The organism is Xanthobacter flavus (assembly GCF_017875275.1).
GTDB classification, from domain to species: Bacteria; Pseudomonadota; Alphaproteobacteria; order Rhizobiales; family Xanthobacteraceae; genus Xanthobacter; species Xanthobacter flavus_A.
The window spans coordinates 4,474,780-4,497,875 of record NZ_JAGGML010000001.1 but is presented as its reverse complement, the minus strand read 5'-3'; the positions used below and the strand labels follow the sequence as shown (position 1 = coordinate 4,497,875).

At 68.5% G+C, this 23,096-nt stretch carries 24 protein-coding genes; 11 read left to right on the top strand and 13 right to left on the bottom strand.

Annotation, left to right across the window (positions count from 1 at the left end; genetic code table 11):
• Positions 1 to 33 precede the first annotated feature (33 nt).
• Positions 34 to 1,422: a M48 family metalloprotease gene (locus tag J2126_RS21245; protein ID WP_209488807.1), complete on the bottom strand. Its 1,389-nt coding sequence runs from the start codon at positions 1,420 to 1,422 to the stop codon at positions 34 to 36.
• 329 nt (positions 1,423 to 1,751) lie between these two features.
• On the opposite strand from J2126_RS21245, the gene J2126_RS21240 reads away from it, so the two are divergent.
• Both J2126_RS21240 and aat read left to right on the top strand, forming a co-directional pair.
• Positions 1,752 to 2,921 (top strand): pyridoxal phosphate-dependent aminotransferase, encoded by a 1,170-nt coding sequence (locus J2126_RS21240; protein ID WP_209488806.1) that lies wholly within the window; start codon positions 1,752 to 1,754, stop codon positions 2,919 to 2,921.
• Between the two features lie 104 nt (positions 2,922 to 3,025).
• Positions 3,026 to 3,697 carry a leucyl/phenylalanyl-tRNA--protein transferase gene (aat, locus tag J2126_RS21235; RefSeq protein ID WP_209488805.1) on the top strand — a complete coding sequence of 224 codons (672 nt, stop codon included), beginning with the start codon at positions 3,026 to 3,028 and terminating at the stop codon, positions 3,695 to 3,697.
• On the opposite strand, the gene J2126_RS21230 is transcribed toward aat, so the two are convergent.
• The 4 genes from J2126_RS21230 to speB form a co-directional block, all read right to left on the bottom strand.
• The gene (locus tag J2126_RS21230) at positions 3,634 to 4,302 is read right to left on the bottom strand and encodes a DUF2155 domain-containing protein (protein WP_209488804.1); all 669 of its coding nucleotides are present in this window, start codon (positions 4,300 to 4,302) and stop codon (positions 3,634 to 3,636) included. The genes aat and J2126_RS21230 overlap by 64 nt on opposite strands.
• 187 nt (positions 4,303 to 4,489) lie before the next feature.
• The gene (locus J2126_RS21225) at positions 4,490 to 4,900 is read right to left on the bottom strand and encodes an NADH:ubiquinone oxidoreductase subunit NDUFA12 (RefSeq protein WP_209488803.1); all 411 of its coding nucleotides are present in this window, start codon (positions 4,898 to 4,900) and stop codon (positions 4,490 to 4,492) included.
• Between the two features lie 82 nt (positions 4,901 to 4,982).
• The gene (locus J2126_RS21220) at positions 4,983 to 6,080 is read right to left on the bottom strand and encodes a calcium:proton antiporter (protein ID WP_209488802.1); all 1,098 of its coding nucleotides are present in this window, start codon (positions 6,078 to 6,080) and stop codon (positions 4,983 to 4,985) included.
• 95 nt (positions 6,081 to 6,175) lie between these two features.
• Complete coding sequence (gene speB, locus J2126_RS21215; protein ID WP_209488801.1) at positions 6,176 to 7,156, bottom strand: agmatinase; 981 nt, start codon at positions 7,154 to 7,156, stop codon at positions 6,176 to 6,178.
• Positions 7,157 to 7,496: 340 nt separating this feature from the next.
• On the opposite strand from speB, the gene J2126_RS21210 reads away from it, so the two are divergent.
• Entirely contained in the window at positions 7,497 to 8,708 is a 1,212-nt protein-coding gene (locus tag J2126_RS21210; protein WP_209488800.1) for a GGDEF domain-containing protein, read from the top strand.
• A gap of 21 nt (positions 8,709 to 8,729) precedes the next feature.
• Here J2126_RS21210 and J2126_RS21205 read toward each other — a convergent pair whose 3' ends face one another.
• From J2126_RS21205 to J2126_RS21195, 3 genes are all read right to left on the bottom strand, one after another.
• The gene (locus J2126_RS21205) at positions 8,730 to 10,496 is read right to left on the bottom strand and encodes a hypothetical protein (RefSeq protein WP_209488799.1); all 1,767 of its coding nucleotides are present in this window, start codon (positions 10,494 to 10,496) and stop codon (positions 8,730 to 8,732) included.
• Positions 10,493 to 11,032 carry an RNA polymerase sigma factor gene (locus J2126_RS21200; RefSeq protein WP_209488798.1) on the bottom strand — a complete coding sequence of 180 codons (540 nt, stop codon included), beginning with the start codon at positions 11,030 to 11,032 and terminating at the stop codon, positions 10,493 to 10,495. Before J2126_RS21200 ends, J2126_RS21205 begins: the two co-directional genes overlap by 4 nt.
• 163 nt (positions 11,033 to 11,195) lie before the next feature.
• A complete protein-coding gene (locus tag J2126_RS21195; RefSeq protein WP_209488797.1) occupies positions 11,196 to 11,591 on the bottom strand; it encodes a flagellar export protein FliJ in 396 nt (131 codons plus the stop codon).
• A 526-nt stretch (positions 11,592 to 12,117) separates the two neighbouring features.
• Here J2126_RS21195 and ctrA point away from each other — a divergent pair.
• On the top strand, positions 12,118 to 12,819 hold the full coding sequence (ctrA, locus tag J2126_RS21190; RefSeq protein ID WP_024279602.1) for a response regulator transcription factor CtrA: 702 nt from the start codon (positions 12,118 to 12,120) through the stop codon (positions 12,817 to 12,819).
• A gap of 67 nt (positions 12,820 to 12,886) precedes the next feature.
• Here ctrA and copM read toward each other — a convergent pair whose 3' ends face one another.
• The 3 genes from copM to chpT form a co-directional block, all read right to left on the bottom strand.
• Positions 12,887 to 13,330, bottom strand: a complete 444-nt coding sequence (gene copM / locus J2126_RS21185; protein ID WP_209488796.1) for a CopM family metallochaperone — start codon at positions 13,328 to 13,330, stop codon at positions 12,887 to 12,889.
• Positions 13,331 to 13,698: 368 nt separating this feature from the next.
• Positions 13,699 to 13,875, bottom strand: a complete 177-nt coding sequence (locus J2126_RS21180; protein ID WP_209488795.1) for a hypothetical protein — start codon at positions 13,873 to 13,875, stop codon at positions 13,699 to 13,701.
• A gap of 19 nt (positions 13,876 to 13,894) precedes the next feature.
• Positions 13,895 to 14,548, bottom strand: a complete 654-nt coding sequence (chpT, locus tag J2126_RS21175) for a histidine phosphotransferase ChpT (RefSeq protein ID WP_209488794.1) — start codon at positions 14,546 to 14,548, stop codon at positions 13,895 to 13,897.
• Positions 14,549 to 14,769: 221 nt separating this feature from the next.
• Here chpT and cysQ point away from each other — a divergent pair, with 221 nt between their 5' ends.
• The 4 genes from cysQ to J2126_RS21155 all read left to right on the top strand — a co-directional run bounded on the left by cysQ (position 14,770) and on the right by J2126_RS21155 (position 18,371).
• On the top strand, positions 14,770 to 15,612 hold the full coding sequence (gene cysQ / locus J2126_RS21170; protein WP_209488793.1) for a 3'(2'),5'-bisphosphate nucleotidase CysQ: 843 nt from the start codon (positions 14,770 to 14,772) through the stop codon (positions 15,610 to 15,612).
• Between the two features lie 264 nt (positions 15,613 to 15,876).
• A complete protein-coding gene (locus J2126_RS21165) occupies positions 15,877 to 16,431 on the top strand; it encodes a DUF1134 domain-containing protein (protein WP_245328052.1) in 555 nt (184 codons plus the stop codon).
• Between the two features lie 140 nt (positions 16,432 to 16,571).
• Positions 16,572 to 17,918: a hypothetical protein gene (locus J2126_RS21160; RefSeq protein WP_209488792.1), complete on the top strand. Its 1,347-nt coding sequence runs from the start codon at positions 16,572 to 16,574 to the stop codon at positions 17,916 to 17,918.
• Positions 17,919 to 17,963: 45 nt separating this feature from the next.
• Positions 17,964 to 18,371 carry a DUF1801 domain-containing protein gene (locus J2126_RS21155; protein WP_209488791.1) on the top strand — a complete coding sequence of 136 codons (408 nt, stop codon included), beginning with the start codon at positions 17,964 to 17,966 and terminating at the stop codon, positions 18,369 to 18,371.
• A 9-nt stretch (positions 18,372 to 18,380) separates the two neighbouring features.
• Here the strand turns inward: J2126_RS21155 and J2126_RS21150 are convergent, their stop codons facing one another.
• Positions 18,381 to 19,037 (bottom strand): DUF2865 domain-containing protein, encoded by a 657-nt coding sequence (locus J2126_RS21150; RefSeq protein ID WP_209488790.1) that lies wholly within the window; start codon positions 19,035 to 19,037, stop codon positions 18,381 to 18,383.
• Between the two features lie 348 nt (positions 19,038 to 19,385).
• Entirely contained in the window at positions 19,386 to 19,547 is a 162-nt protein-coding gene (locus tag J2126_RS21145; RefSeq protein ID WP_209488789.1) for a hypothetical protein, read from the bottom strand.
• 284 nt (positions 19,548 to 19,831) lie between these two features.
• On the opposite strand from J2126_RS21145, the gene J2126_RS21140 reads away from it, so the two are divergent.
• The 3 genes from J2126_RS21140 to J2126_RS21130 all read left to right on the top strand — a co-directional run bounded on the left by J2126_RS21140 (position 19,832) and on the right by J2126_RS21130 (position 23,090).
• The gene (locus tag J2126_RS21140) at positions 19,832 to 20,764 is read left to right on the top strand and encodes a LysR family transcriptional regulator (RefSeq protein WP_209488788.1); all 933 of its coding nucleotides are present in this window, start codon (positions 19,832 to 19,834) and stop codon (positions 20,762 to 20,764) included.
• A 269-nt stretch (positions 20,765 to 21,033) separates the two neighbouring features.
• Positions 21,034 to 21,528: a formate dehydrogenase subunit gamma gene (locus J2126_RS21135; protein ID WP_209488787.1), complete on the top strand. Its 495-nt coding sequence runs from the start codon at positions 21,034 to 21,036 to the stop codon at positions 21,526 to 21,528.
• Complete coding sequence (locus J2126_RS21130) at positions 21,528 to 23,090, top strand: formate dehydrogenase beta subunit (protein ID WP_209488786.1); 1,563 nt, start codon at positions 21,528 to 21,530, stop codon at positions 23,088 to 23,090. Before J2126_RS21135 ends, J2126_RS21130 begins: the two co-directional genes overlap by 1 nt.
• The last annotated feature ends 6 nt before the right edge of the window (positions 23,091 to 23,096 follow it).

The window sequence follows — 23,096 nt, the reverse complement described above, 5'->3', positions numbered from 1 at the left end:
GGGGCTCCTTGGGTGAAAAGCTGTCTTTGAGCATCAGCGCCGGTTGGCGGCCGATGCGGGCGGTTTGAAATTCACGAGGTCGTCGGCCTTGAGCCAGCCGGGCGAGCCCTGCGGAAATTTCGTGCGGGCGCGGGCCGCCAGTTCACGGCCCAGCTTGAAGTCGCCAGAGGCGAAGTACGAGTGCGCGGACGCGAGGTCCGCATTGGCGGTATCGCCCGAACGGCCGTAGGCGAGCGCCAGCGAGCGCCAAGCCGAAGGCGAATTGGGATCGCGCTGGGTGGCCTGCACCAGTTCGCGGATCGCCTCCTGCGTGAAGCTCTGGTTGCCGGACTGCACCAGAGCCTGCCCCAGCATCGCGCGGATGAGGGGGGCTCCATTGGTCATCTGCACCGCCTTGCGGAGCGGTGCGACCGCCTCGCCCGGCCGCCCGGCCTCCAGCAAAGCCTGTCCCTTCAGCTCCTGGAAATAGGGATTGGAGGGCTCCTTGGCGATCAGCGCATCGATCTGGCGGATGGACGAATCGACATTGCCGAAACGGTAGGCTGAGATGGCGCGGGCATACTGCGCCGCCATGGAGCCGTCGGAAGGCGGGTAGCGCCGGGCCACCGCCTCGGGACGTTCCATGAAGCCGATGAGCTTCGCGCGCATCATGTCATGGCGTGCCTGCAGCGCCGGCGGATCCTTCACGTCGTAATAGGGGCTCGTCTTGGCGAGCTGCTCCAGGGCGCCGATGCGCTCGCGCGCCATGGGGTGGCTCAGCACATAGGGATCGACGCGCTGGCTGATGAACAATTGGTCGTTCTGGAAGCGCTCGAACGTCTCCAGCATGCCCTTGGCCGACTGGCCGGTGGCATTCAGGTACTTCACGGCCGAGCGGTCGGCCGCCGCTTCCTCGCCGCGCTGGTAGGAGAGGAGCGAGCGCCGGATCATTTCCTGCGGGGCCGACAACGCCGCCGCGCCGACGCTGCCCACATCCCGGCCGTTCATACCGGTGGTCGCGCCAGCCGCGACACCGCCCGCCGCCAGAAGCATGGCGACGATCGCCATGGTCTGGGCGCCGGCCAGTTGCTCGCGCATGCGCGCGAGATGACCGCCGGCGATGTGGCCGGTCTCGTGGGCCAGCACGCCGATGATCTGATTGGGCGTCACCGAATCGACCAGAGCGCCCGTATTCACGAAAATGCGCCGGCCATCCGCCACGAACGCATTGAAGGCGCGGCTCGATATGAGCACCACCTCGACATTCTGCTGGGCCAGACCCGCCGCCTTCATGATGGGCCGGGTATAATCCCTCAGCAGCGCCTCGATCTCGGTGTCCTGGATGGTCTGCGGCCCCTTCTGAGGCGCCTGTTCCTGCGCCACCGCCGCGCCGAACCATGCGGCGTGGAGCGGCAAGGCGGTCGCGGCGGCAAGGCAAAGCATGCGTCCGGCGGCACGAAGCCCACGCCCGGCACGCTTTCCAGATCCGATCTGCTTATCCGCTCTGGCTCGATCCATTCCGTCAACCACCACGCAAGCCGCTTTCACGCAGGGACCACGGCGTTATCCGATCACTATGACGAACCGCCTTGGCTCGCTCCGAGGCACAGGCTACGAGACTGCCGGACACTGGCTTCGGCGCATGCCGAGGTCAATCCGCTGGCCTTCACGTTGGGGCGAACCCGCCTCAGGGACAGGCAGAATAAGGCGGCAGCACGGCAGCGCGGGCATCGGCGCGCCTTGCGCCAGCAAGAACGCAACGGATTTTGGCAATGCGGCAGGTTCTTCCCCTCCTCTCCCGGCGCAGCGCGGTCGAGCCCTTCATCGTTATGGACGTGATGGAGCATGCCGCCCGCATCGAAGCGCAGGGGGGACAGGTGATCCATCTGGAGGTCGGTCAGCCGGCGGCCCCCGCCCCTCTCGTGGCGCGGCAGGCAGCGGCTGCCGCGATTGCCGCCGGACAGGTGGGCTACACCGCCGCGCTCGGCATTCCCGCCCTGCGGGCGCGGATCGCGCGGCATTATGGAGAGCAGCACGGCGTTTCCATCGATCCGGAACGGGTTGTCGTGACCAACGGCTCGTCCGGCGGCTTCGTGCTGGCCTTCCTGGCGCTGTTCGAGCCGGGCGACCGCGTCGCCATCGCCGCGCCCGGCTACCCGCCCTACCGCCATGTCCTGTCTGCGCTTGGCTGCGAGCCGGTGCTGATCGAGACCCACGCGGAGGATCGCCACGCCCTCACCCCCGAGCGCCTGATGGAGGCCCATCGCGCCGCACCGCTCAAGGGCGTGCTGGTGGCGAGCCCGGCCAACCCCACCGGCACCATGATGGACCGGGCCGCCCTCACTGCGCTGCACGCCTGCGCCAGCGACCTCGGCCTGGCCTTCATCTCCGACGAGATCTACCACGGGCTCGACTATGCCTTCCCGGCCGTGAGCGCGGTGGAGATCGGTGAGGACGTCACGGTCATCAACTCCTTCTCCAAATACTTCTGCATGACCGGCTGGCGGGTGGGCTGGATGGTGGTGCCGCCCGGCGTGTCGCGCACCATGGAGCGGCTTCAGCAGAACTTCTCCATCTCGGTCCCCACCCTGTCGCAGATCGCCGCTGATGCCGCCTTCGAGGGGCGGGCCGAGATGGATCGGGTGAAGGCGACCTATGTGGAGAACCGCCGCATCCTCACCGAAGGGCTGCCCGCCGCCGGCCTCGGGCGTTTCCTTCCGGCGGACGGCGCCTTCTATCTCTACGCGGACGTCTCCGACTTCACCGATGATTCGGCCGCCTTCGCGCGGACCCTCCTCGACGCGGCCCATGTGGCGGCGACGCCGGGTGTCGATTTTGACCCGTTTCATGGTCGCCAGTTCCTGCGCTTCTCCTATGCCGGTTCCGGGCCGGACATGGCGGAGGCGGTCCGACGCATCGGCGACTTCCTGAAGCGAGGCTGAGACGCGGAGCGATATCCATAGGCGTGGCAAACAGCCGCAAGCAGACCGCGCGAACCCGCCGCCACGCCATACGGCCGCTCGAATTGCTGGTAGGATGAACCTCCATGAGCCGGCCGAACGACCAGATCGTCGAGATCACGCCTGATGTGCTGCTGAAGGCCTATGCCTGCGGCATCTTTCCGATGGCCGAGAGCGCCGATGATCCGGGCCTCTACTGGATCGAGCCGGAGCGGCGCGGCATCATCCCCCTCGACGCCTTCCACGTCTCGTCCCGACTCGCCCGGACGGTGCGTGCGGACAGGTTCGAGGTCCGCGTGGACAGCGACTTCGAGGCGGTGATCGACGGCTGTGCCGAACCGCAGGAGGGCCGCGAGAAGACCTGGATCAACGATCCGATCCGGCGCCTCTATGGCGAACTGTTCGCGCGCGGGCGCTGCCACACGGTGGAAGCCTGGCAAGACGGAAAGCTGGTGGGCGGGCTTTACGGCGTGCGGCTGGGCGGCGCTTTCTTCGGCGAGAGCATGTTTCACCGCGAGCGGGACGCCTCCAAGGTGGCGCTCGTGCATCTGGTGGGGCGGCTCATCGCCGGTGGCTTCCGTCTGCTCGACACCCAGTTCGTCACGGGGCACCTGAAGACCTTCGGGGCGCTGGAGGTCCCGCGCCGTCACTATCACAAGCTGCTGGAGAACGCGCTTGAGGTGGAGGGGGATTTCTACTGCTGGCCGCGTGCCGTCACAGGCGCGGCCGCCTTGCAGCCGATCAGCCACACGTCGTAGATCGGGTGCTCCACGGCGTGGAGGCCCGGGCTCGCCGCGAACATCCAGCCAGTGAAGATTCGCTTGGCCTGGCCCTGCAGGGTCACCTCGTTCACCTCGGTGAAGGAGGTGGTGTTCTGCGTTTCCGTGGCGGGCCGGGTGTAGCAGACGCGCGGCGTCACCTGCAGCGCACCGAACTGGGCCGTCTCGCCGATGGCGATGTCGAACGAGGTGATGCGGCCGGTGATCTTGTCGAGGCCGGCATAGACCGCATAGGCGTTGGCGATCTTCTGCGTCGGCGGCTGCACCACCACCATGTCGCCCTCATCCCCGGGAGGGGCCGGCTGCATGACGGCAGGAGGCTGCTGGGCCGCGGCGGGAGGCGGCGGCGCCGGACCGCGCTGGATGGCGCCCTGAGCTGCGGGTCGCTGCGCCGGAGCCGCCTGCGGGGCGGGAATCACCGGAACGCTGTTCGGCACCTGGGGCAGCGGACGCTGGTTTGGAATCGTCCCGGGCGGGGGAAGCGGCGTCTGCTCGATGGTGCCACGGCTCTGCGCCAGTGCCTGAGGCATCGCGGCGGCGATCAGGCCGGCGGCCAGCAGGGAAACGGAGCAGAGGAAGCGCATCAGTCTGTGGACCCGTGCAATGAAGAAGGGACGGCCGGGAAGCGGGCCGGCCCTTTCCCCTTCTGACCGCCCGATTCAGGCGGCGGCAAGGCGGCGCCGGGAAGGAAGCGCCCGGAAGGAAGCGCCAGGTGCCCGGTCTTTGGCCCCCGGATCTGCGCAGAAATAAGCAGATCGCCGACGCGACGGCCTACTCGCCGGGCGTCCAGGCCTTGTAGTCGCCGGTGACGCGGGGGCGCATGCCACCAGCCAGCACCGAGCCCTTGGGACGATAGGCCCCGGGGGTGCCGGTCATGTTGCGGCGATGCGGCTTCTGCCAGGAGCGCGGCGTGTAGGTCTCATCCACCGGCGGGGTATCGACGCGGTGATGCATCCAGCCCCACCAACCCGACGGGATGGTGGTGGCTTCCGCATAGCCGGGATAAATCACCCAGCGCCGCTCGAAGCCGAGCGTCGGGTCGATCTTGCCGCCCTTGGTGCGATAGTACCGATTGCCGAACTCGTCCTCGCCCACGAACTCGCCGAAGCGCTTCGTCCACCACATGGTGCCGACGGTCTGCTTGTTCCACCAGGTGAAGATGTAGAGCAGAAAGTTCTTCACGGCCCGCGCCTCGTTCAAGTCGCGCGGAACATGCCACCCGCCCCGCCCGATGTCCACCGCCCGCCCGCGACGGATCGGCGCTTTACGGGGCAAACAGCAGCATCACATAGACGCAGAACACGATGAGGTGGACCACGCCATTGAGCGCATTGGTCCTTCCGGTGCCGAAGGAGAGCACCGAGAGGACGAAGGTGAGCAGCAACATCGTCCGGTCCTCGTTGTCGAGGCCGAGCACCATGGGCCGTCCGATCATGACGCTGATGAAGGCCATGGCCGGGATGGTCAGCGACACTGTGGCGAGCGCCGAGCCGAGGGCGATGTTGAGCGAGTGCTGCAGGTGGTTGCGCGCGGCGGCGCGCACCGCGCTGATGCCTTCCGGCAGGAGGATCAGCGTCGCGACCAGCGCACCGGTCACGGCGTCAGGATCCTGAAGCGAGAACTGGGCCAGGAAATCCTCGAAGGTCGTGGCGACCCGGCCGGAGAGCGCCACCACCGCGGCGAGGCTTGCCAGCAGCATGCCGATGGCGACGAGGAAGCTGGTGAGGCCCGGCGTCGGTTCGCTGTGGCCTTCCGGCTGCCCTGCGAAATGCTCGCGATAGCGCACGGTCTGCATGTAGAGAAAGGCGGCGTAGAGGGCGACAGCGATCAGCGACATATAGACGAGCTGGAAAGGGGAGAAGGAACCCGTCGCCCCTGCATGCGTCTCATTGGGCAGGATCAGCAGCATCACGCCGAGCGCGATGATGGCCGACAGATAGCCCGACACCCCCTGTTGCTGAATCGTCTGCTCGCGGTGCCGAATGCTGCCGAGCAGGAGGCACAGGCCGACGATACCGGCGGTCACGATCATCAGCACCGACAGCACGGACTCGCGGGCAAGCGTCGGGTTGTTTCCGCCGTTCAGCATCATGGATGCCATCACCGACACCTCGATGATGGTCACCGACAGGGTGAGGAGCAGCGTGCCCCATGGCTGCCCCAGCCGGGCAGCAACAATGTCGGCATGCCCGACCGCGGAGAAGGCGGAGCCGCACAGAAGCGCGACTGAGCCGACCGCCAGCACGCCCGGCAGGATGCCCGGTGCCCCGGGCCCGAACTGGGGCCACAGCAGGAAGACGAGAGCGAGCAGCAAGCCCAGAGCGGGCAGAAGATAAGCCGAGATGCCTGGCCGCTTTCCCATCTCTTCCCTTCCCCCGATCCAGCCAGCGCGCGCTGAGCGTCCTCCCTTATCCCGTCCGCCCACAAAAGGGTACAAGCACACCGCGCGGGATGAAGCTACAGCGCAGGCGAGCGCCCACCCTCCTTGCGCTCGGCCAGCAGGCACAGGTAGAGCGAGGCCAACGTCGCGCCGGCGAGCGCCGTGATCTCCGCATGGTCGTAGGGCGGAGAGACCTCCACCACATCGAACCCCTTGAGATCGAGCGCACCGAGCCGCCGAAGGCAGGCGATCACCTCCCGCGTGGACAGGCCGCCGCAGACCGGCGTCCCCGTGCCCGGCGCAAACGCCGGATCGAGCGCGTCGATATCGAAGCTCAGATAGACCGGCGCATCCCCAACCCGCTCGCAGATGTGGCGTGCCAGCGCCGCCGGCCCCATCTCGCCCGCGACGTTGCCGTGGACGATCTCGATGCCATAGGTGCGCGGCGCGTGGGTGCGGATGCCCACCTGGATGGATTTGTCTACCCGGATCAGGCCGTCCTTCACCGCACGGGTGATCATGGTGCCATGGTCGACCCGGTCGCCATTGTCGTCCCATGTGTCCTGGTGGGCATCGAACTGCACCAGCGCCACGGGCTGGCCGAGACGGGCGGTGAGCGCCCGCAGGATGGGATAGGTGAGGAAATGATCCCCGCCGAGGGTCACGAGATGGCTGCCACGGGCGTAATGGGCCGCGGCCTGCGCAGCGATGGCACCGGGGATGCCGGCCGGCAGTCCGTAATCGAACACGCAGTCGCCGCCGTCGGACACGTCCAGCGTTTCGAAGGGGTCGAAGCCGAACGGGTAGAAGGGATCGCCATCAAGGATCGTGGACGCCGCGCGGATGGCCCTCGGTCCGAAGCGCGTGCCCGGCCGGTTCGAGACCGCCACATCCAGCGGCACGCCCCACACCACCACCTCGGCGCCGCCGCCGTCGCGGGCATAGCGCCGGCGCAGGAAGGACGTGACGCCCGAATAGTTCGGCTCGGTGGACTGGCCGTGGCGGAAGCCCGGGTCCAGGGCACGGTCAACGGGGCGGGGAAGGGTCGGGTCGGCCATATTGTCCTCGCTGGCTCTTATCGCTGAAGGGCCGACACCGCCGACCCAGAGCGGCTGCATCATAACGAAGGCCGCGTGGCCCGGAAGCACGGCCGTCCGCATCTCCCGCGACCGCCAGGCAATGCCTGTGCAAAGCCGCACGAGCCCACCGTTACGGCGTGGCGGCAGGACAACGGCTCGGGAGACGCATGAGTGCGGGAGGCGAAGTCCAGAAACAAAAATAAGCCTTACAATAGTACGATCACCAGCTTGTGCGCACGCGAAGTACACGCTATTGGCGCATACAACCTGTACTTCCCCCAGCGTGTGGACCAACGGCCCCCCCGGAGCGACTCCAGATATGGATTTCCAGGTCCAGACTGTGCTGTCGGTCTCGGCCGTGGTGGGCATGCTGCTGGCAGCCCTGCAACTTCTGGCCGGCTGGCGGCTGCGGAAGCGCTGTCTTTTCATATGGGCGCTCGCGAATCTTTTCCTCACCTGCGGCTGCATCTTCTTCGCGGCGCGCGCCAGCATCGGTCTTCCGGCCAGCGCACTCATCGGCAATGGCTGCGTCCTGGTCGGCATGGGCCTCGTCTACAGCGGCATCCGCATCTTCGATGAACGCCCCCCTCGCCTGGCGACGGTCGCTGCGGTGGCGCTGCTGGGCACAGGCCTGCTCGGCCTGTCGCTGTGGACCGGCGACAACATCACCGACCGCGCGACCGTCATTTCCCTGCTGGTTGCCTGCTGGAGCGCAACGGCGGGACACGCCCTGATGCAGGTGCCGGGCGGCGGCCCGATCATTTCCCGTGTCGCTTCGTCTGTCGTGCTGATGGTGGTGGCCGCCGGCTACACGATCCGGGGCGTTGGCGTCCAGTTCGCACTGATGCCGCTACCCGGCAATGGCGGCGCTGTGGAGGTGCTGATCGCCATTGTCGGCCTCGGCCTCGCCATCTGCTGGACTTTCGGCAGCCTGTTCATGGTGCTTGAAAAGGTGGCTTCGCGCGACGACCTCACCGGCCTGCTCAACCGCCGCTCCGTACTCCAGCGTGGCGAGGAACTCCTGCGCTTCGCCAGGGCCCGGCGCCTGCCCTTCTCGCTGCTGCTGGCCGACCTCGACCATTTCAAATCGGTCAACGACCGCTTCGGCCACGACGTGGGCGACCTCGCGCTGCAGCGTTTCGCGGCCCTGGTGCCGCAGAGCATCCGCGCCAACGACGTGGCAGGTCGCTACGGCGGCGAGGAATTCTGCATCCTGCTGCCGGGTGCCGACGCCAAGGCTGCGCTCGTCATCGCCGAGCGGTTGCGCGGGCTCGTGGAAGCCGAACTGGGCGAGGTCGCGGGGCGCGACATCGGCGTCACGCTCACGGTCGGGGCCGCGACCTATGTACCGGGGAGCAGCGGGGCGGACACCATCGCCGGCCTCATCGTGGCGGCCGATGGCGCGCTCTATTCAGGAAAGGCACAGGGGCGCAACCGCACCGCCGTTGCCGTTCCGCCGGTGGGCGAGGCGCCGAGCGCGCCACGGGAGACGCCCGGCCACGGGGCCATCGCCGCCGGGCCGTCGGGCTGAAGCGGCGGGGAGGGACCCGGCCTATTCCGGGACCAACCGCCCCCTGTAAACCACGGCATCACCCGGCCCCTTCGACGGATCCGGAGCGGCCGCCGGCTCGCGCGTGACCACCACCTGCGTGCCGGCAAGGCCCTTCCGACCCAGTCGAGCAAGCTCGGGCAGGCGCTCCGACAGGCCGGAGGAAAAGGTGCCGATGAGGCGCGCGCCGGACGTGGGCGACACGAGCCACAGCCGGAAGATCTCGCCCTCCGGCGGCGCCGGGGCGAAGGAGCGTACATGCACGGCGCCGCTGTCCGGATCGATCCGCACCGACACCGCCGGCAAGGGCTCAGGCTGCATCACCGCGACCCAATAGCCTTCGCCCGGCCAGACCCACTCGCGATAGGCCGCGACGCCGCCCAGCCCCAGGCAGAGCAACGCGAGCAGAAGTGCGATGCCGCGCCAGGGACCGTGCCGGACGACGACCCGCGTGGGCGCGCTCGGCTCGTCCGGCAGGGCCGAGACCTCGCCCGAGGCCACCTCGGTCGCCCAGCCCGGAAGCGGGGCCTCTTCGCCCTTGTTGCCGGCGGCAGGATCGGCGGAGGGCGCCTCACTCGATGGCGCCTCTGTGGGTGCCTCAGCGGACGCGGCGGCGGGCGCAGGCGCATCGATGGCTTCGGCGGAGGGCGACCCGGCAGCCTCCGGCTGGCTCTCCCCTTCCTCGTCGCCTGTTGAACCTGCGACCTTGCCAACGTCAATGGCGGTGGGCGCCGCCTCGGCCTCAATCTCAGCGGGGAGCGAAAGCTCAGCTGCCGGAACAGCCTCGGCGGCTCCCACAGGCTCCCCCTGTGACGCGGCCGGCGGGGGCAGCACTTCGGCCGCTTCGACGCCACCCGCTTGGGCCACGGGGACCGGCGGCTCTGCAGACGCCTCCGGAGCGGCCGCGTCCGGCCCGGACGGCGGTTGGCCGTCCCCCGCTTCCGGCTGGACTGAGGCGGCCTCCACGAGCGGCTCGCTTCCGGCGGACGGCGTCTCGGCGATGGGCTCCGGCGGCGGGTCGGGCTCAAGGAATATGAAGGCCGGGGGCGGCGCCAACGGCTCGGGCGTGGGGCGCGGACGCGGCGGAGGCGGCGGGGCGAGCTGAAGCGGCGCCGTCGCCTCCGCCAGCCGGGTCGGCGGAGCAAGCGTCGGGCGCGGCGGCGCGAGCCCTCCCGCCTGAGGCGTGAAGGTGGCGGACCGGAGGTCGCGGTGCGGCCCCTCGGGCGCACGGTCCGGCTCCGTGATCCGGCCGGGCGGTGCGGCTGGAACGGGATCGAGCGGCGGAAAGGAACGCCGACGAGACGCCCTCTCCGCACCGCGAGACGGCTCGACGCGGCCCTGCTGTTCGCTTTTGCCGAGGCCGAACAGCCGTCGCACCCGCGAGACCGCGCCTTCCCCTGTGCCCGCCGCGGACCGGAGCGGTCGGCCTTCCGGCAGTGCCGGCCGGCGCGGCGGATCGGGCGAGGGTGACAGCCCGCGCGGCAGGGTGGCCCCGCGCAGCGCGGGCGGCGCGCTCCGCAGGTCCGAGGCGATGGCCCGCCAGATCTCGGGCGACGGGATCACCGGCACCGCAAGTTCATGCAGCGGCGCAAGCCGGCGCTCCCACAGGCGGACGAGGCCCGCGAACTGCGGGTCGGCGGCGCAGCGGGCGCGCACGCGCCGACGGTCGTCATTGTCCAGCGTGCCGAGCACATATTCGGCGGCGAGGATGCGGTCGGCATCCGGGGGCGCCACGCGCTCCGGCAGGCGGCTCGGCGCGGCCGGGCTCATGACCGCCGCCCCATGAACTCGTTGAGCTGGTGGATGCTGCGGGCCATCCAGGCGCGTATGGCCGGTGCCGGCGCATCGAAATAGACCGACAGCGCCTCGTAGCTCCAGCCGTCATAGAAGGCGAGCAGCAGCATCCGCCGCCGCTCCTCCGGCAGCCGGCCGAGGCAGGTCAGGAGGCGGGTCAGGGCCGGGCTGCGATGGGGCGAACCGATAGGGTCGCTGCCGCGCTGGGCGGCGTCGAACGGCTCGAAGGCGTCGCCCACCGGTCTCTGCCACGCCATGTCGAGGGCGCAGCCCCGCGCGATGGAGACCATCCAGCAGACGGGATCCTCGCTGGCCCGCAGGGTATGCGCCTCGGACCGAACCCGCCGATAGGTCTGCCGCATGGCATCGGCAGCCAGTTCCGGCCGGCGCAGCAGGCGCAGCACGATGCCGTAGAGCTTCGGGCTGGTCAGCCGGTAAAGCTCTTCGAACGCGCGCAGATCGCCGGCGGCGACCGCCTCGACGAGGGCATGGACTTTGCGGTGGGGAGTCACGGAGTGCTCGTGCTCGGGGTTTGGCCGTGCAGAAGCTACCGGAGCGGTCGTCCCCAATGGAAGCCTTAAGGTTGCAGGAATCCGCCGCGGGAGGCAAAAACCGTCTCCCGCACCGCAGCGACGGTTACCCCACTACCCCCTTGAAACGCAAGCTGGACTGCGCTCAGAGCCGCACCGGCGCGGTGGGCCGCAAGGGGGGACGGCGGGTTGCGTTGTCCACACGGGACGAACGGTCCATCTCGCCGGCCGCCTCCACGAGGGCGAGGTCGGCTTCCGCCTCGGCGAGCGTGGCCTTGGCCTCGTCCTGCTGCACCTTGAGGTCGTCGGCCGAGCGGCGCAGGTTGTCGCGGCGGTTGCGGGCGGCGAGGGCCAGCGGCGGGTAGGCGAAATGGCGCGGGTCGGTGATGCCGGACCGCGCCTCCTCGGCGGCGATGTCGCGGTCGAGTTCCTGGGCCATGCGCTCGAACTCGGCAATCATCGTGTCGATCTGGGCGAGGCGCCGGCGCGCATCGTCGATCTGGAACCGCTTGGCACGGATCAGGGGGTCACGCGACTTCATCGGCGTCTACTCCGGTACTTATGACGCTGCCCTTCGGTCATTGCCCATGTTGCCTGCCAAGCTGAATGCCAAGCTTTCTGCCAAGCTTCTGCCAGGCTGCCCGCCCATGTGCGCCGGGGCCTCCGGGTGATGAGAATGTCCTGTGCTGGTTGCCCTTTCCTTACCTGCGGCGTCGCTGTTGCAGGAAAATCGCACGAACCGCCCCGGCGGCAACCAATCGTTTACCGCCTTCGTTAATGATGACGCTACGGTTCGGGTGATGCGCCGCCGCGCCATCAGCTGGACGCCGGATCAAGGGGCTCGGGTCAGGGGTGGTCGGGCGTTTGCGTGAGCCTGTGGAAAAACCTTAAGTGCCTGAAACGGAGTCAGTCTTGACTCCCATGCACAAAGATTTTTGCGCAGACTCTTGTGGTCAGGAATCGAGTTCTGTTAACGATTCTACACACGTAACGCGAATCACCCCGATGGCCGAGCAACGAAAGTCGGCGCCGCCGCCTTTCGGCTAGTTGCGAGGAAAGGGATAGCCATGCGCGTCTTGCTCATCGAGGACGACAGTGCTACGGCCCGAGGCATCGAATTGATGCTGAAGACCGAGAGCTTCAACGTCTATACGACCAACCTCGGTGAGGAAGGCGTGGACCTCGGCAAGGTCTACGAATACGACATCATCCTTCTCGACCTGAATTTGCCCGATATGTCCGGCTTCGAGGTCTTGCGCTCCCTTCGCGTGGCGAAGGTGAAGACGCCGATCCTCATTCTCTCGGGCCTCGCCAATACGGAAGACAAGGTGAAGGGCTTCGGCTTCGGCGCCGACGACTACCTCACCAAGCCCTTCCACAAGGACGAGATGGTCGCCCGCATCCACGCCATCGTGCGGCGCTCCAAGGGCCACGCCCAGTCGGTGATCCAGACCGGCGATCTCATCGTCAACCTGGACACCAAGACCGTCGAGGTGGAGGGCAACCGCGTCCACCTTACCGGCAAGGAATATCAGATGCTGGAGCTGCTCTCGCTCCGCAAGGGCACCACCCTCACCAAGGAGATGTTCCTGAATCATCTCTACGGCGGCATGGACGAGCCCGAGCTCAAGATCATCGACGTCTTCATCTGCAAGCTGCGCAAGAAGCTGGCCAACGCGTCCGCCGGCAAGAACTACATCGAGACCGTATGGGGCCGCGGCTATGTGCTGCGCGAGCCCATGCACGGCGCCGAGCGCATCGCGGTCTGATCCCCTTTCCCCTTCCCGCTTCGACATGAGGCCCCGCTCCGGCGGGGCCTCATGCGTTTGGGGCCGGCTACTTCGAGGGGGCACGCGCCTCGGCGCGGGCGAGCCAGGCCTTCATGAAGACGATCTCCTCCTCCTGCGCCTTGATGATGCCCTCCGCGAGCTTGCGGATCTCGGGATCCTTGCCGAAGGCGAGCTCGACCTTCGCCATGGCCACGGCGCCCTCGTGGTGGGGGATCATGCCGCGCACGAAATCCACGTCGGCGTTGCCGGAATAGGCGATGTCCATATCCTTGTGCATCCGCGCCCCGGCCGCCTTGAACGCGGCGGTGGAGGGCGTGTCGGCGGCAGCCGGGGTGCCGATGGCAGGGGACATGTTGTGCATGTCGTGCCCGCCGGGCATGGCCGACTGGGCCGCCGCCGGGGCGATGGACAGGATGCCGGCGCAGACGGCGGCAACGAGGGTGAAAGGCACGGCCGCGCCAAGGCGCGCCGCGAAGATGCGGGACCGCATGGGTCTCTCCTCATAGATGGAACACGTGTTCGGCGCCCTGGGGCCGGCACCGTGGCCGTCAGGCCTGGTGTCGCGGGGGCGGGAGCTGGACCTCGGGTCCAACAGCCGGCCGTTCGCCCGACAGGGCAAAGCCGACGCGTTGGCCGGGACCGTCCGGTCCGGGCGCGAGGTCAAGCGTCGGCACGACCCAGTGGCAGGTCATCAGACAACCCGAACCCTAGCAGCAGGACGGGCCGGAAGGCATCGACGGGCCGCCTGCGTGGGAATGGATCGGAAATTCAGCCGTCGAAGCCAGTCGCGCCTTTGCGGGCGACGGATGATGCGTCGCGGATGCCACTGACGGTCCCGACGCGACATGGACCGTCGCGTCACCGGCACCGGTCGTGTGCGCGCTTCCCCGCCGCCGGAGCCGCCCGCGCCGTTTCATGCGGGCAACCGGCGTGGGCCATGGCGACGCCGGTCGCTGCCACCGTCACCGCAGCCACCAGCCCCAGCGCGCCGCAGAGCAGCGCGACAAGCAGGAGAAGCCGGGCGGCAACGCTCATGCCACGTCCTCGGATAGGATCAGGCAGCGGTCAGGGTAACCGTATCGCCGTCCTGGGTGAAGCCGATGGAAAGGCCGCAGTCGCTGGCCAGCAGGCCGGCATAGAAGGGCTGCACGGAATGGGCGTCGAGCCCGCCCTCGGGCAGGGTGCCGTTGGCCAGTGCCTCGATCCCCTGCGGAATGCGGGCGCTTTGGCCGGTGGAGACGAGGGCGAACGTCACGTCGTCCCCCTCCCCCGCCCCGGTGACGCGGATGACGCCGCCGCGGGGCACGGTGGTGCCGGCCAGCAGCACGAGGTTGAGCAGCAGCTTCACCCGGTTCTTGGGCAGCAGCACACGCGGCAGCGTCCATTCCAGCGCCGTGCGCTGATCCTCGATGACACCGCGCACCACCTGCTCGGCATCCCCGGTATCAAGCCGCGCACCGGCCGAGCCCGCCGCGCCGAAGGCGAGCCGGGTGAACTGAAGCCGGGCCGAGGCCTGCCGGGCGCTCTTGGCGATGAGGTCGAGGGCGACGTCGCGCATGTCGGCGGCGTTCTCATCCTCGAGCACCTCGAGGCCGTTGACGATGGCGCCCACCGGGCTGATGACGTCGTGGCAGACCCGCGAGCACAGGAGCGCGCCGAGATCGAGGGCGGAAACGGCAAGCGGAATGCGGGGGGCGTCGGCGGACATGACGTTTCCCGGGGCGGCGACGGAGACGGCGCCGGGCACCGCATGCGTCTCGAACAGCGAATCCGTCTCGAAGGACGGCCGGCCCTGATACACCGCTGCCGGGAAGGGCCACAAGCGGCGCCGGCCCGCCCGCCGCATCGCCCCCCCGCATCGCCGCCCCGCATCGACATGGGGTCCGCGCCCGTCTAGAGACGCCTGAAGCGAGACGATCGAGACCCATCATGACCCAGCGCCCTCCCCGCTCCCCCGCGCCCACCGATGCCGCCATCCTCGCGGGGCTGGCGGAGGCGGCGCTTGAGGCCGGCGTTGCCATCCGGCGCATCGAGGCCGAGGGCATCGACCCCAGCCACAAGGCGGACCTCAGCCCGGTGACGGCGGCCGACCATGCGGCGGAGGCGATCATCTGCGCCGCGCTGGCCCGCCTCCTGCCCGGCGTTCCCGTGGTGGCAGAGGAGGCCATGGCGCTGGGGGCGCAGGTGAACTGCGGCAACCGCTTCGTGCTGGTGGACCCCCTCGACGGCACCAAGGAATTCATCTCCGGCAACGGCGAGTACACGGTGAACATCGCTTTGGTGGAGGATGGCACGCCGGTGCTCGGCGTCGTCTATGCCCCGGCGCGGGCGCTGCTGTTCGCCGGCCGGCCGGGCGCCGCTTTCCGCGCCATCCGCGCGCCGGGCGCCGCGGTGGATGCGCAGGACTGGACGCCCATCGGCTGCCGCAGGGTGCCCGAAGGTCCGATCGTGGTGGCGGCGAGCCGTTCCCATGGCGATCCCGCGACCGACGCCCTGATCGGCCGCTACGCGGTGGCCGAGCGCATTCCCGCCGGCTCGGCGCTGAAGTTCGGGCTGCTCGCCGAGGGCAAGGTGGACCTTTATCCCCGCCTCGGGACCGTGATGGAATGGGACAGCGCGGCCGGCCACGCTTTGGTGGCGGCGGCCGGCGGCAGCGTGACCCGCCCGGATGGCAGCCCGCTCACCTATGGGCATCAAGAAAACGGCTACAAGGTCCACGGCTTCATTGCCTGGGGCGCCGGCGGCCCGGCGCGGGCGAACTCCGCCGATTAACGTCGCGATAACACGCAGCGACGATGGTGATTGTGGCGCAACGGCGCGGGACAAGCGACCGAGCGCCTTTGCCCGGTCACACTGCTCGCCATAATCGGGCCGATTCGAATGTCCGTCGTTTGCGAGTCCGCCGCCCGCCCGCCTGCTGAAGCCCTTCGGCCGAAGCCCACCGCGAGAGACCCCATGCGCTTTTCTCCCTTGCGCTTTGCTTCCGTGCGCTTCTCTTCACGCCTCCTGAAGACCGCCCGCGCGCTCGCGGTCGCCATGGGCGTTGTCTCTGGCCTGCCGCTCGCCGCCGGGCTCACCCCGGCCGCCGCACAACAGGGGACGGCGCCACAGAACTATTCAACCAACGAACTGGTGAGCAAGGGCCACTCGTTCTTCGGCAGCGTCTCCCGCGGGCTGGCGCTGTCCATCGAGAAGGCGGTGGGCCAGTGGGGCCAGCCCAACGGCTACATCCTGGGCCAGGAAGGCGCCGGCGCCTTCATCGGCGGCCTGCGCTACGGCGAGGGCGTGCTCTATACCCGCAACGCCGGTGACCTGAAGATCTACTGGCAGGGTCCCTCGGTGGGGTGGGATTTCGGCGGCGACGGCGCCCGCACCATGATCCTCGTCTACAATCTGAAGAGCGTCGATGACATTTTCCGCCGCTTCGGCGGCATCTCCGGCTCGGCCTATCTGGTGGCGGGATTCGGCATGACCGCGCTCGGCGCCGACGGCATCGTGGTGGTTCCGATCCGCTCGGGCGTGGGCGTGCGCCTCGGCGCCAACCTCGGCTACCTCAAGTTCACCCCCAACCCCACCTGGAACCCCTTCTGAGCAGTTCCCCCGCGCACGGCGCTGGCACGGGCGCGCGGGCCATGGCATGAATGGCGCTGGCGCCCGCCGACAGGCAGGCGCGGCTCAGGTGACGGCGGTGTCCTTGCCGGCGTGCCTCTAGGCGAAGGGCGAGTGCGCGCGTGATCGAGCAGATCATGTACTTCATGCTGGGCGTGCTGATCGCGACGCTCGTGGCTCTGCTCGTGCTGCCCGCCGTTTGGCACCGGGCCGTCCGGCTCACCACCAAGCGGGTGGAGGCGGCGGTTCCCATCTCGATCTTCGAGGTGCAGGCCGACAAGGACCAGCAGCGCGCCTTCTTCGCGCTCAATCAGCGGCGGCTGGAGCTGCAATCCGACGCCATGCGCGACACCATCGTCGCCAATGCCGCCACCATCGAGACCCAGCGTCAACGCACTTTCGAGCTGGAGGGCGAGCTGAAGACCCTCCAGGCCCAGCACGCCCTACTGCAGGCAACCAGCGCCGAGCGCGACGTGCTGCTGGGCGAGACGCAGGACCAGCTCACCGACCGCACGGCGACGGTCGCCCGTCTGGAAGAGGCGCTGGCCGATCGTGTCGCCGCCCTTGCCGCGCTGGAAGCCGCGCACGGCACGCTCACCGGCGATGCGCGCGCGCAGGCCGAGGCGTTGAAGGCGCGCGAGGAGGCTCTTGCCGCCGCCCGCACGCGCATCACCGCCCTGGAAGCGGACGTGGCGAGCCTGGGCGCCCGCCTTTCCGACACCACGCGCCGGCTGGAGGAGACCTCTGCCACCCTGGACGCCGAGCGCGCCGCGACCCTTGAAGCCCGCGCCATCGCCGCCCAGGCGGCGACCGAACTTTCGACCGATCTCACCGAGGCGCAGGAAGCCCTCGCCCTGAAGGTGGCGGAAAGCGAGGCGCGCGCTCAGGCCATCGCCGCGCTTGAGGCCGAACGCGACCGGCTGGCCCAGTCGCTTGCGACGGCCGAGACCGATCTCGACGCCAACCGCGCCGTGGTCCACGCCTTCGAGCAGCGCCGCGCCAGCGAGTTCGTCGCGGCCGAGGCCGAGAACCGGCGGCTGGAAGATGCCTTGCGCATGCTCAAGGCCGACCATGCCCTCATGGAAGAAGCGGTGCAGCGTCGCAGCGCCGATAGCGGCCCGCCGGCTCCCGCCCCCCTCGCGAGCGAAATTGCTCCTGCCAACGCGGCAGACAACGCGCTCCTGCGCGAAAGCATGGCCGACCTCGCCGCACGCCTCGCCGCTTTGACCGCCCGGATGGAGGGCGACGGGTCGCCCATCCGCCAGGCAGTGGCCGACGGTGCCGCCGGCGATCTCGCCGCGCGCATTCGTTCGCTTCTGGACCAGACAGACGCGCCCGCAGACGAGGAAGAGGCCCCCGACGCCGACATAACCGACGCCGACATGGCCGACGCCGCGGCCGAGAGCGCTTCGGCGGGCGGCGCCGTCCGCCGCAATCGCAAATCGTCGCGCAGCCGGGCCGCCGTCTGAACGTCAGGGCGGCAAGGCCGGCGCTTGGGCAGCCAGGAAGAACGCATGGGTGATGCCGCTTCCCCCACCGGCCGGATCGACGAGAAGATCGCCGGGCTCGCGGACTGGCGCGGCGATGTCCTCGCCCGCGTGCGCGCCCTGATCCACGAGGCCGATCCCGAGGTGACCGAAGCGGTGAAGTGGGTGAAGCCCACCAATCCGGCCGGCGTGCCCACATGGGAACATGCCGGCATCCTGTGTACGGGCGAGGTCTACAAGGCCTATGTGAAGCTGACCTTCGCCAGAGGCGCGGCGCTGGATGATCCCGCCGGGCTCTTCAATGCCAGCCTTGGCGGCGGGACGCGCCGGGCTATCGATATCCGGCAGGGCGATGAGGTGGATGCCGAAGCGTTCAAGGCCCTCATCCGCGCCGCGGTCGCCTTGAACCTCGAACGCCAGCGGCCCAAGAGCTAGCGGCAGCGCCTATCGCGAGGCCACCGTCAGTTCGTCGAGGCGCGCCCGCATGGAGCGCGGGAGCTCGGGGAAGCGGGACGGCTCGACGAAATCCGCGGCGCGATAGGGCGGCGCCTTGGTTTTGCCGGTGAAGACGCGGCTGCCTTCGGATGTCATCACCACATCGCCGCGCTTCAGGGTGGGATCCGCCATCACATCGACATGGGTGAGGCCGCCGACCTTGCCGTTGCAGGTGCACCCCTCCACCAGACGCTGGCGGAAGACATAGGCATTGGGCAGCTCCGAATAGGGCTTGCCGTCGCGGGTGACGGCGCCATCGATGCCGCGCGCGGGGTCAGACGTGCTCACCACGGTCATGTTGGCGGCGGGACAGAAGGCGGCGCATTGCGCGAGATCGCTCTTCTCCGCCCCCGCGCGACCGGGAAGCGGGAAATAGCGTCCGTCGCAGGTCCGCACGCAATAGCCATGGCCGCCGCCGCTATAGCTGGGCGAACCGTAGATGATGCGGGGCGTCACGATGATGCGGGGCTGCTCCACAGGACGATAGGAGGGCCGTCCGCCGAACAGGGCTGAGAAGAAGTCGCCGAGCGGTGAGCCGCCGTGGGACGGGAACAGCCCGCGCGACTGAGCCCATGCGTCGTTGCCGAGCGGAGCCAGAACCAGCATCAGCCCGACCGCGACGGCGGAAAGCAGCGCTCGCGGCCCCTTCCCCGCGCAAGCCAGCCCGACATGCTGTACGCCTTGCCCCAATCGCACCGCCATGTCTCCACCCATTTTCAGGAACGCCCGGCAGCTAGCCCCCGACAGCGCGTCACAAGCCCTCTGTCACGCGGCCCCCGCAGAACGGCGCCGCGTGCGCATTTCAGCATTCGCGGGAAAGAATGGAGCGTGACGCGCGCGAAGCCGCAGGCACCCCCCACCTTCGCCAGCTCCAAGGCTGTCTCGCGGGCTTGAGGCGCAGCGCCGAAGAAAGCGGCCCCGCAAGCCTCAGCCAAGCATCAGCGCAGTACGATCTCAAGCGAAGGCGGACACGTGCTGAACAGGCGGCCTCGGCGTCTCGGCCGGGCGCTCGTGCGGCTGCGTCAACACCGCGAGGGTAGGCGTCGCCACCAGCAGCGCGGCAAGCATCATCACGACCACGGAAATCAGAACGGAACCATTGGCAACGCGGGGCATCGCGGGACTCCCTTTCCCCGATTCCGGCTGATGGTCCGCCGCACCATCGCCATCCCTAATATAACCTTAATTGGCTGGGGACGGTTCCTCTGCTCAAGGTCACGTTCGCGAGAGTAGGGTTGCGCGAATCATCTAATGCACCTCCGGGTTACCGCCGGACAGAGCAGCTCCGCTTCCCCGACCATGCCGGTGGTGTTCGATTGAAGTGGATGAGATGTCGAGCCGCTGCGGTGCGGCAACGATGGCGCCTTGCGCACGCCCCCGCGCCGCACTGATATGGCGGCATGATAGACAAGCTCGAATACCTGATCGCACTTGCGCGTGAACGCCACTTCGGCCGGGCGGCCGAGGCCTGCGGCGTCACCCAGCCCACGCTCTCCGCCGGGATTAAACAGCTGGAGGACACGCTCGGCGTGCTGCTGGTGCAGCGCGGCTCCCGCTTCATGGGCTTCACGCCCGAGGGCGAGCGGACGCTGGAATGGGCGCGGCGGATCGTGGCCGATTCCCGCGCCATGCGTCAGGACATCGATGCGCTGAAACGCGGCCTCGCCGGCCCCCTGCGCATCGCCGCCATTCCCACCGCTCTGCCCATGGTGGCGGCGCTGACGACCCCGTTCCGCGCGCGCCATCCGGATGTGCGCTTCACGGTGATCTCGCGCACCTCCATCGAGATCCTGAACCACCTCGAGAATTTGGAGATCGACGCCGGCCTCACCTATCTCGACAACGAGCCGCTCGGCCGGGTGAACACCGTGCCGCTCTATCGCGAGCGCTACCGCCTCGTCACCGCCGCCGATGCCAAATACGGGGACCGTGAGAGCGTCACCTGGGCGGAGGTGGCCGAGTTGCAGCTCGCCCTTCTCACCCCTGACATGCAGAACCGACGGATCGTGGACAATCTCCTCGCCGCCGCCGGCGCCAGCCACAAGCCGACGCTGGAATCCAACTCCATGATCGTGCTGTTCACCCACGTGCGCACGGGACTGTGGTCGAGCGTGATGCCCGCCATGCTGGCGGATTCGCTGGGGCTGACCTCCACGGTGCGCTCCATCCCGATCCTGGAGCCGGACATTTCCCATTCCATCGGCCTTGTGGTGCCCCATCGCGAGCCGACGACGCCCATTACCGCTGCTCTCGTTGCGGAAGCCCGCCGCATCGCGCCGAAGCTGGAGCAGGCCACATTGGCCGATCCAGCCATTGCTGCAATGCAACAATAAGGGACGGCAATCGCCGCTCCCAAAATCGTGTCCGCATAGAAAAACACGATCAATATACCAAGAACCATCCCAGACTGACCGGATTGACGCAGGCCAGCGCGTTGAAATGCGGTCAGGGACGGTCTTGAACGCAAGCCTCTTGATAGAAATGTTCTATCGCAACATCCCACAGCTGCCTTGATTGAAGGCCCGCGTGTGACACACTTTCCTCCAAGCAATACGAAGCGGCGGCAACGCGGCCTCGGACAGTTGGGGAAAGCGAGACGTCCATGGCGGTCTATGAGGATTGGAACACCGAGCGCGCAGCGCAGGTGATCGCGGAGCACAAGCATCTCGACGGCGCCACCATGCCGATCCTGCACGCCATGCAGGAGACGTTCGGTTTCGTGCCCGATCCGGTGGTGCCGATGATCGCGGAGACGCTCAACCTCTCCCGCGCCGAGGTCTATGGCGTCCTCACCTTCTATCACGACTTCCGCCGCGAGCCGCCGGGCCGCACAGTGGTGAAGCTGTGCGCCGCCGAGGCCTGCCAGGCCATGGGCAGCACCGCCCTCACCGCCTATGCGGAAGAGAAGCTGGGCGTCGCCATGGGCGAGACCTCGGCCGACGGGCGCGTGACGCTCGAACCCATCTATTGCCTCGGCCTGTGCGCCTGCGCCCCCTCTGCTCTGGTGGACGGGCAGTTGGTCGGCCGCCTCGACCGCGCCACCGTCGATGAAATCGCCGAGTGCGTCGCCGCCGGCAAGCACTTCGGAGAGGTGTGATGAAGTCCCCCCGCATCTTCGTTCCCAACGACGCCACCGCCATCGCATGCGGTGCCGACCGCGTCGCCAAGCGACTTGAGGCCGGCCTCCTCGCCCGCGGCATCACCGCCGACATCACCCGCAACGGCTCGCGCGGCATGTTCTGGCTGGAGCCGCTGGTGGAAGTCGAGACCGAGCGTGGCCGCATTGGCTATGGCCCGGTGACGCCCGCCGAGGTGGATGAGCTGCTGCACGCCGGCTTCCTGCACGGCGCCGATCACCCCAAGTGCATCGGCGTGGTGGATGAGCTGCCCTGGCTGAAGAAGCAGACGCGCCTCACCTTCGCCCGCATCGGCATCATCGATCCGCTCTCCCTCACCGAATACGAGGCGCACGGCGGCTACCGTGGCCTGAAGCGCGCCATCGATCTTGGACCGTCCGGAACCGTGGAAGAGGTGTTCGAGAGCGGCCTGCGCGGCCGTGGCGGCGCCGGCTTCCCGACCGGCATCAAGTGGCGCACGGTGGCGGCTGCCCCGGCCGACCAGAAGTACATCGTCTGCAACGCCGACGAGGGCGACAGCGGCACCTTCGCCGACCGCCTCATCATGGAGGCGGACCCCTACTGCCTCATCGAGGGCATGACGATTGCCGGCCTCGCCGTGGGCGCGACCAAGGGCTTCGTCTATTGCCGCTCGGAATATCCCATCGCCTTCGTGGTGATGGAGAAGGCCATCGAGAAGGCGCGCATGGCGGGCCTGCTCGGCGACAACATCATGGGCTCGGGCCTCTCCTTCGACATGGAAATGCGCATGGGCGCGGGCGCCTATGTGTGCGGCGAGGAGACCTCGCTGCTGGAGAGCCTTGAGGGCAAGCGCGGCCTCGTGCGCGCCAAGCCGCCGCTGCCGGCCCATGTGGGCCTGTTCGGCAAGCCCACGGTCATCAACAACCTCGTCTCCCTCGCCACCGTGCCGATCATCCTCGACAAGGGCGGCAAGTTCTATCGCGACTTCGGCATGGGCCGCTCGCGCGGCACCATGCCCATCCAGCTTGCCGGCAACATCAAGCATGGCGGCCTGTTCGAGACCGCGTTCGGCATCTCGCTGGGCGATCTGGTGAACGAGATCGGCGGCGGCACGGCCTCCGGCCGTCCGGTGAAGGCGGTCCAGGCGGGCGGGCCGCTCGGCGCCTATCTGCCGGTCCACCAGTTCGACACGCCGTTCGACTACGAGGCCTTCGCGGCCAAGGACGCGCTCATCGGCCACGGCGGCATCGTGGTGTTCGACGACACGGTGGACATGGCCCACATGGCCAAGTTCGCCATGGAGTTCTGTGCCCACGAAAGCTGCGGCAAGTGCACCCCCTGCCGCATCGGCTCCACCCGTGGCGTCGAGACCATCGACAAGATCGTCGCCGGCGAGAAGCGCGAGCAGAATCTCGCCCTGCTGGAAGACCTCTGCCACACCATGAAGCTCGGCTCGCTCTGCGCGCTCGGCGGCTTCACGCCCTACCCCGTCGTCAGCGCCCTCACCCATTTCCCGGAAGACTTCGGCGCCACGCCGAAGCTGCCGGCCGCCGCAGAATAATTGGAG

Excerpts from the sequence above, each read along its gene's own strand:
- J2126_RS21245 (WP_209488807.1), bottom strand. The coding sequence starts at position 1,422 with ATGCTTTGCCTTGCCGCCGCGACCGCCTTGCCGCTCCACGCCGCATGG.
- J2126_RS21240 (WP_209488806.1), top strand. The coding sequence starts at position 1,752 with ATGCGGCAGGTTCTTCCCCTCCTCTCCCGGCGCAGCGCGGTCGAGCCC.
- aat (WP_209488805.1), top strand. The coding sequence starts at position 3,026 with ATGAGCCGGCCGAACGACCAGATCGTCGAGATCACGCCTGATGTGCTG.
- J2126_RS21230 (WP_209488804.1), bottom strand. The coding sequence starts at position 4,302 with ATGCGCTTCCTCTGCTCCGTTTCCCTGCTGGCCGCCGGCCTGATCGCC.
- J2126_RS21220 (WP_209488802.1), bottom strand. The coding sequence starts at position 6,080 with ATGGGAAAGCGGCCAGGCATCTCGGCTTATCTTCTGCCCGCTCTGGGC.
- speB (WP_209488801.1), bottom strand. The coding sequence starts at position 7,156 with ATGGCCGACCCGACCCTTCCCCGCCCCGTTGACCGTGCCCTGGACCCG.
- J2126_RS21210 (WP_209488800.1), top strand. The coding sequence starts at position 7,497 with ATGGATTTCCAGGTCCAGACTGTGCTGTCGGTCTCGGCCGTGGTGGGC.
- J2126_RS21205 (WP_209488799.1), bottom strand. The coding sequence starts at position 10,496 with ATGAGCCCGGCCGCGCCGAGCCGCCTGCCGGAGCGCGTGGCGCCCCCG.
- J2126_RS21195 (WP_209488797.1), bottom strand. The coding sequence starts at position 11,591 with ATGAAGTCGCGTGACCCCCTGATCCGTGCCAAGCGGTTCCAGATCGAC.
- ctrA (WP_024279602.1), top strand. The coding sequence starts at position 12,118 with ATGCGCGTCTTGCTCATCGAGGACGACAGTGCTACGGCCCGAGGCATC.
- copM (WP_209488796.1), bottom strand. The coding sequence starts at position 13,330 with ATGCGGTCCCGCATCTTCGCGGCGCGCCTTGGCGCGGCCGTGCCTTTC.
- J2126_RS21180 (WP_209488795.1), bottom strand. The coding sequence starts at position 13,875 with ATGAGCGTTGCCGCCCGGCTTCTCCTGCTTGTCGCGCTGCTCTGCGGC.
- chpT (WP_209488794.1), bottom strand. The coding sequence starts at position 14,548 with ATGTCCGCCGACGCCCCCCGCATTCCGCTTGCCGTTTCCGCCCTCGAT.
- cysQ (WP_209488793.1), top strand. The coding sequence starts at position 14,770 with ATGACCCAGCGCCCTCCCCGCTCCCCCGCGCCCACCGATGCCGCCATC.
- J2126_RS21165 (WP_245328052.1), top strand. The coding sequence starts at position 15,877 with ATGGGCGTTGTCTCTGGCCTGCCGCTCGCCGCCGGGCTCACCCCGGCC.
- J2126_RS21155 (WP_209488791.1), top strand. The coding sequence starts at position 17,964 with ATGGGTGATGCCGCTTCCCCCACCGGCCGGATCGACGAGAAGATCGCC.
- J2126_RS21150 (WP_209488790.1), bottom strand. The coding sequence starts at position 19,037 with ATGCTGGTTCTGGCTCCGCTCGGCAACGACGCATGGGCTCAGTCGCGC.
- J2126_RS21145 (WP_209488789.1), bottom strand. The coding sequence starts at position 19,547 with ATGCCCCGCGTTGCCAATGGTTCCGTTCTGATTTCCGTGGTCGTGATG.
- J2126_RS21140 (WP_209488788.1), top strand. The coding sequence starts at position 19,832 with ATGATAGACAAGCTCGAATACCTGATCGCACTTGCGCGTGAACGCCAC.
- J2126_RS21135 (WP_209488787.1), top strand. The coding sequence starts at position 21,034 with ATGGCGGTCTATGAGGATTGGAACACCGAGCGCGCAGCGCAGGTGATC.
- J2126_RS21130 (WP_209488786.1), top strand. The coding sequence starts at position 21,528 with ATGAAGTCCCCCCGCATCTTCGTTCCCAACGACGCCACCGCCATCGCA.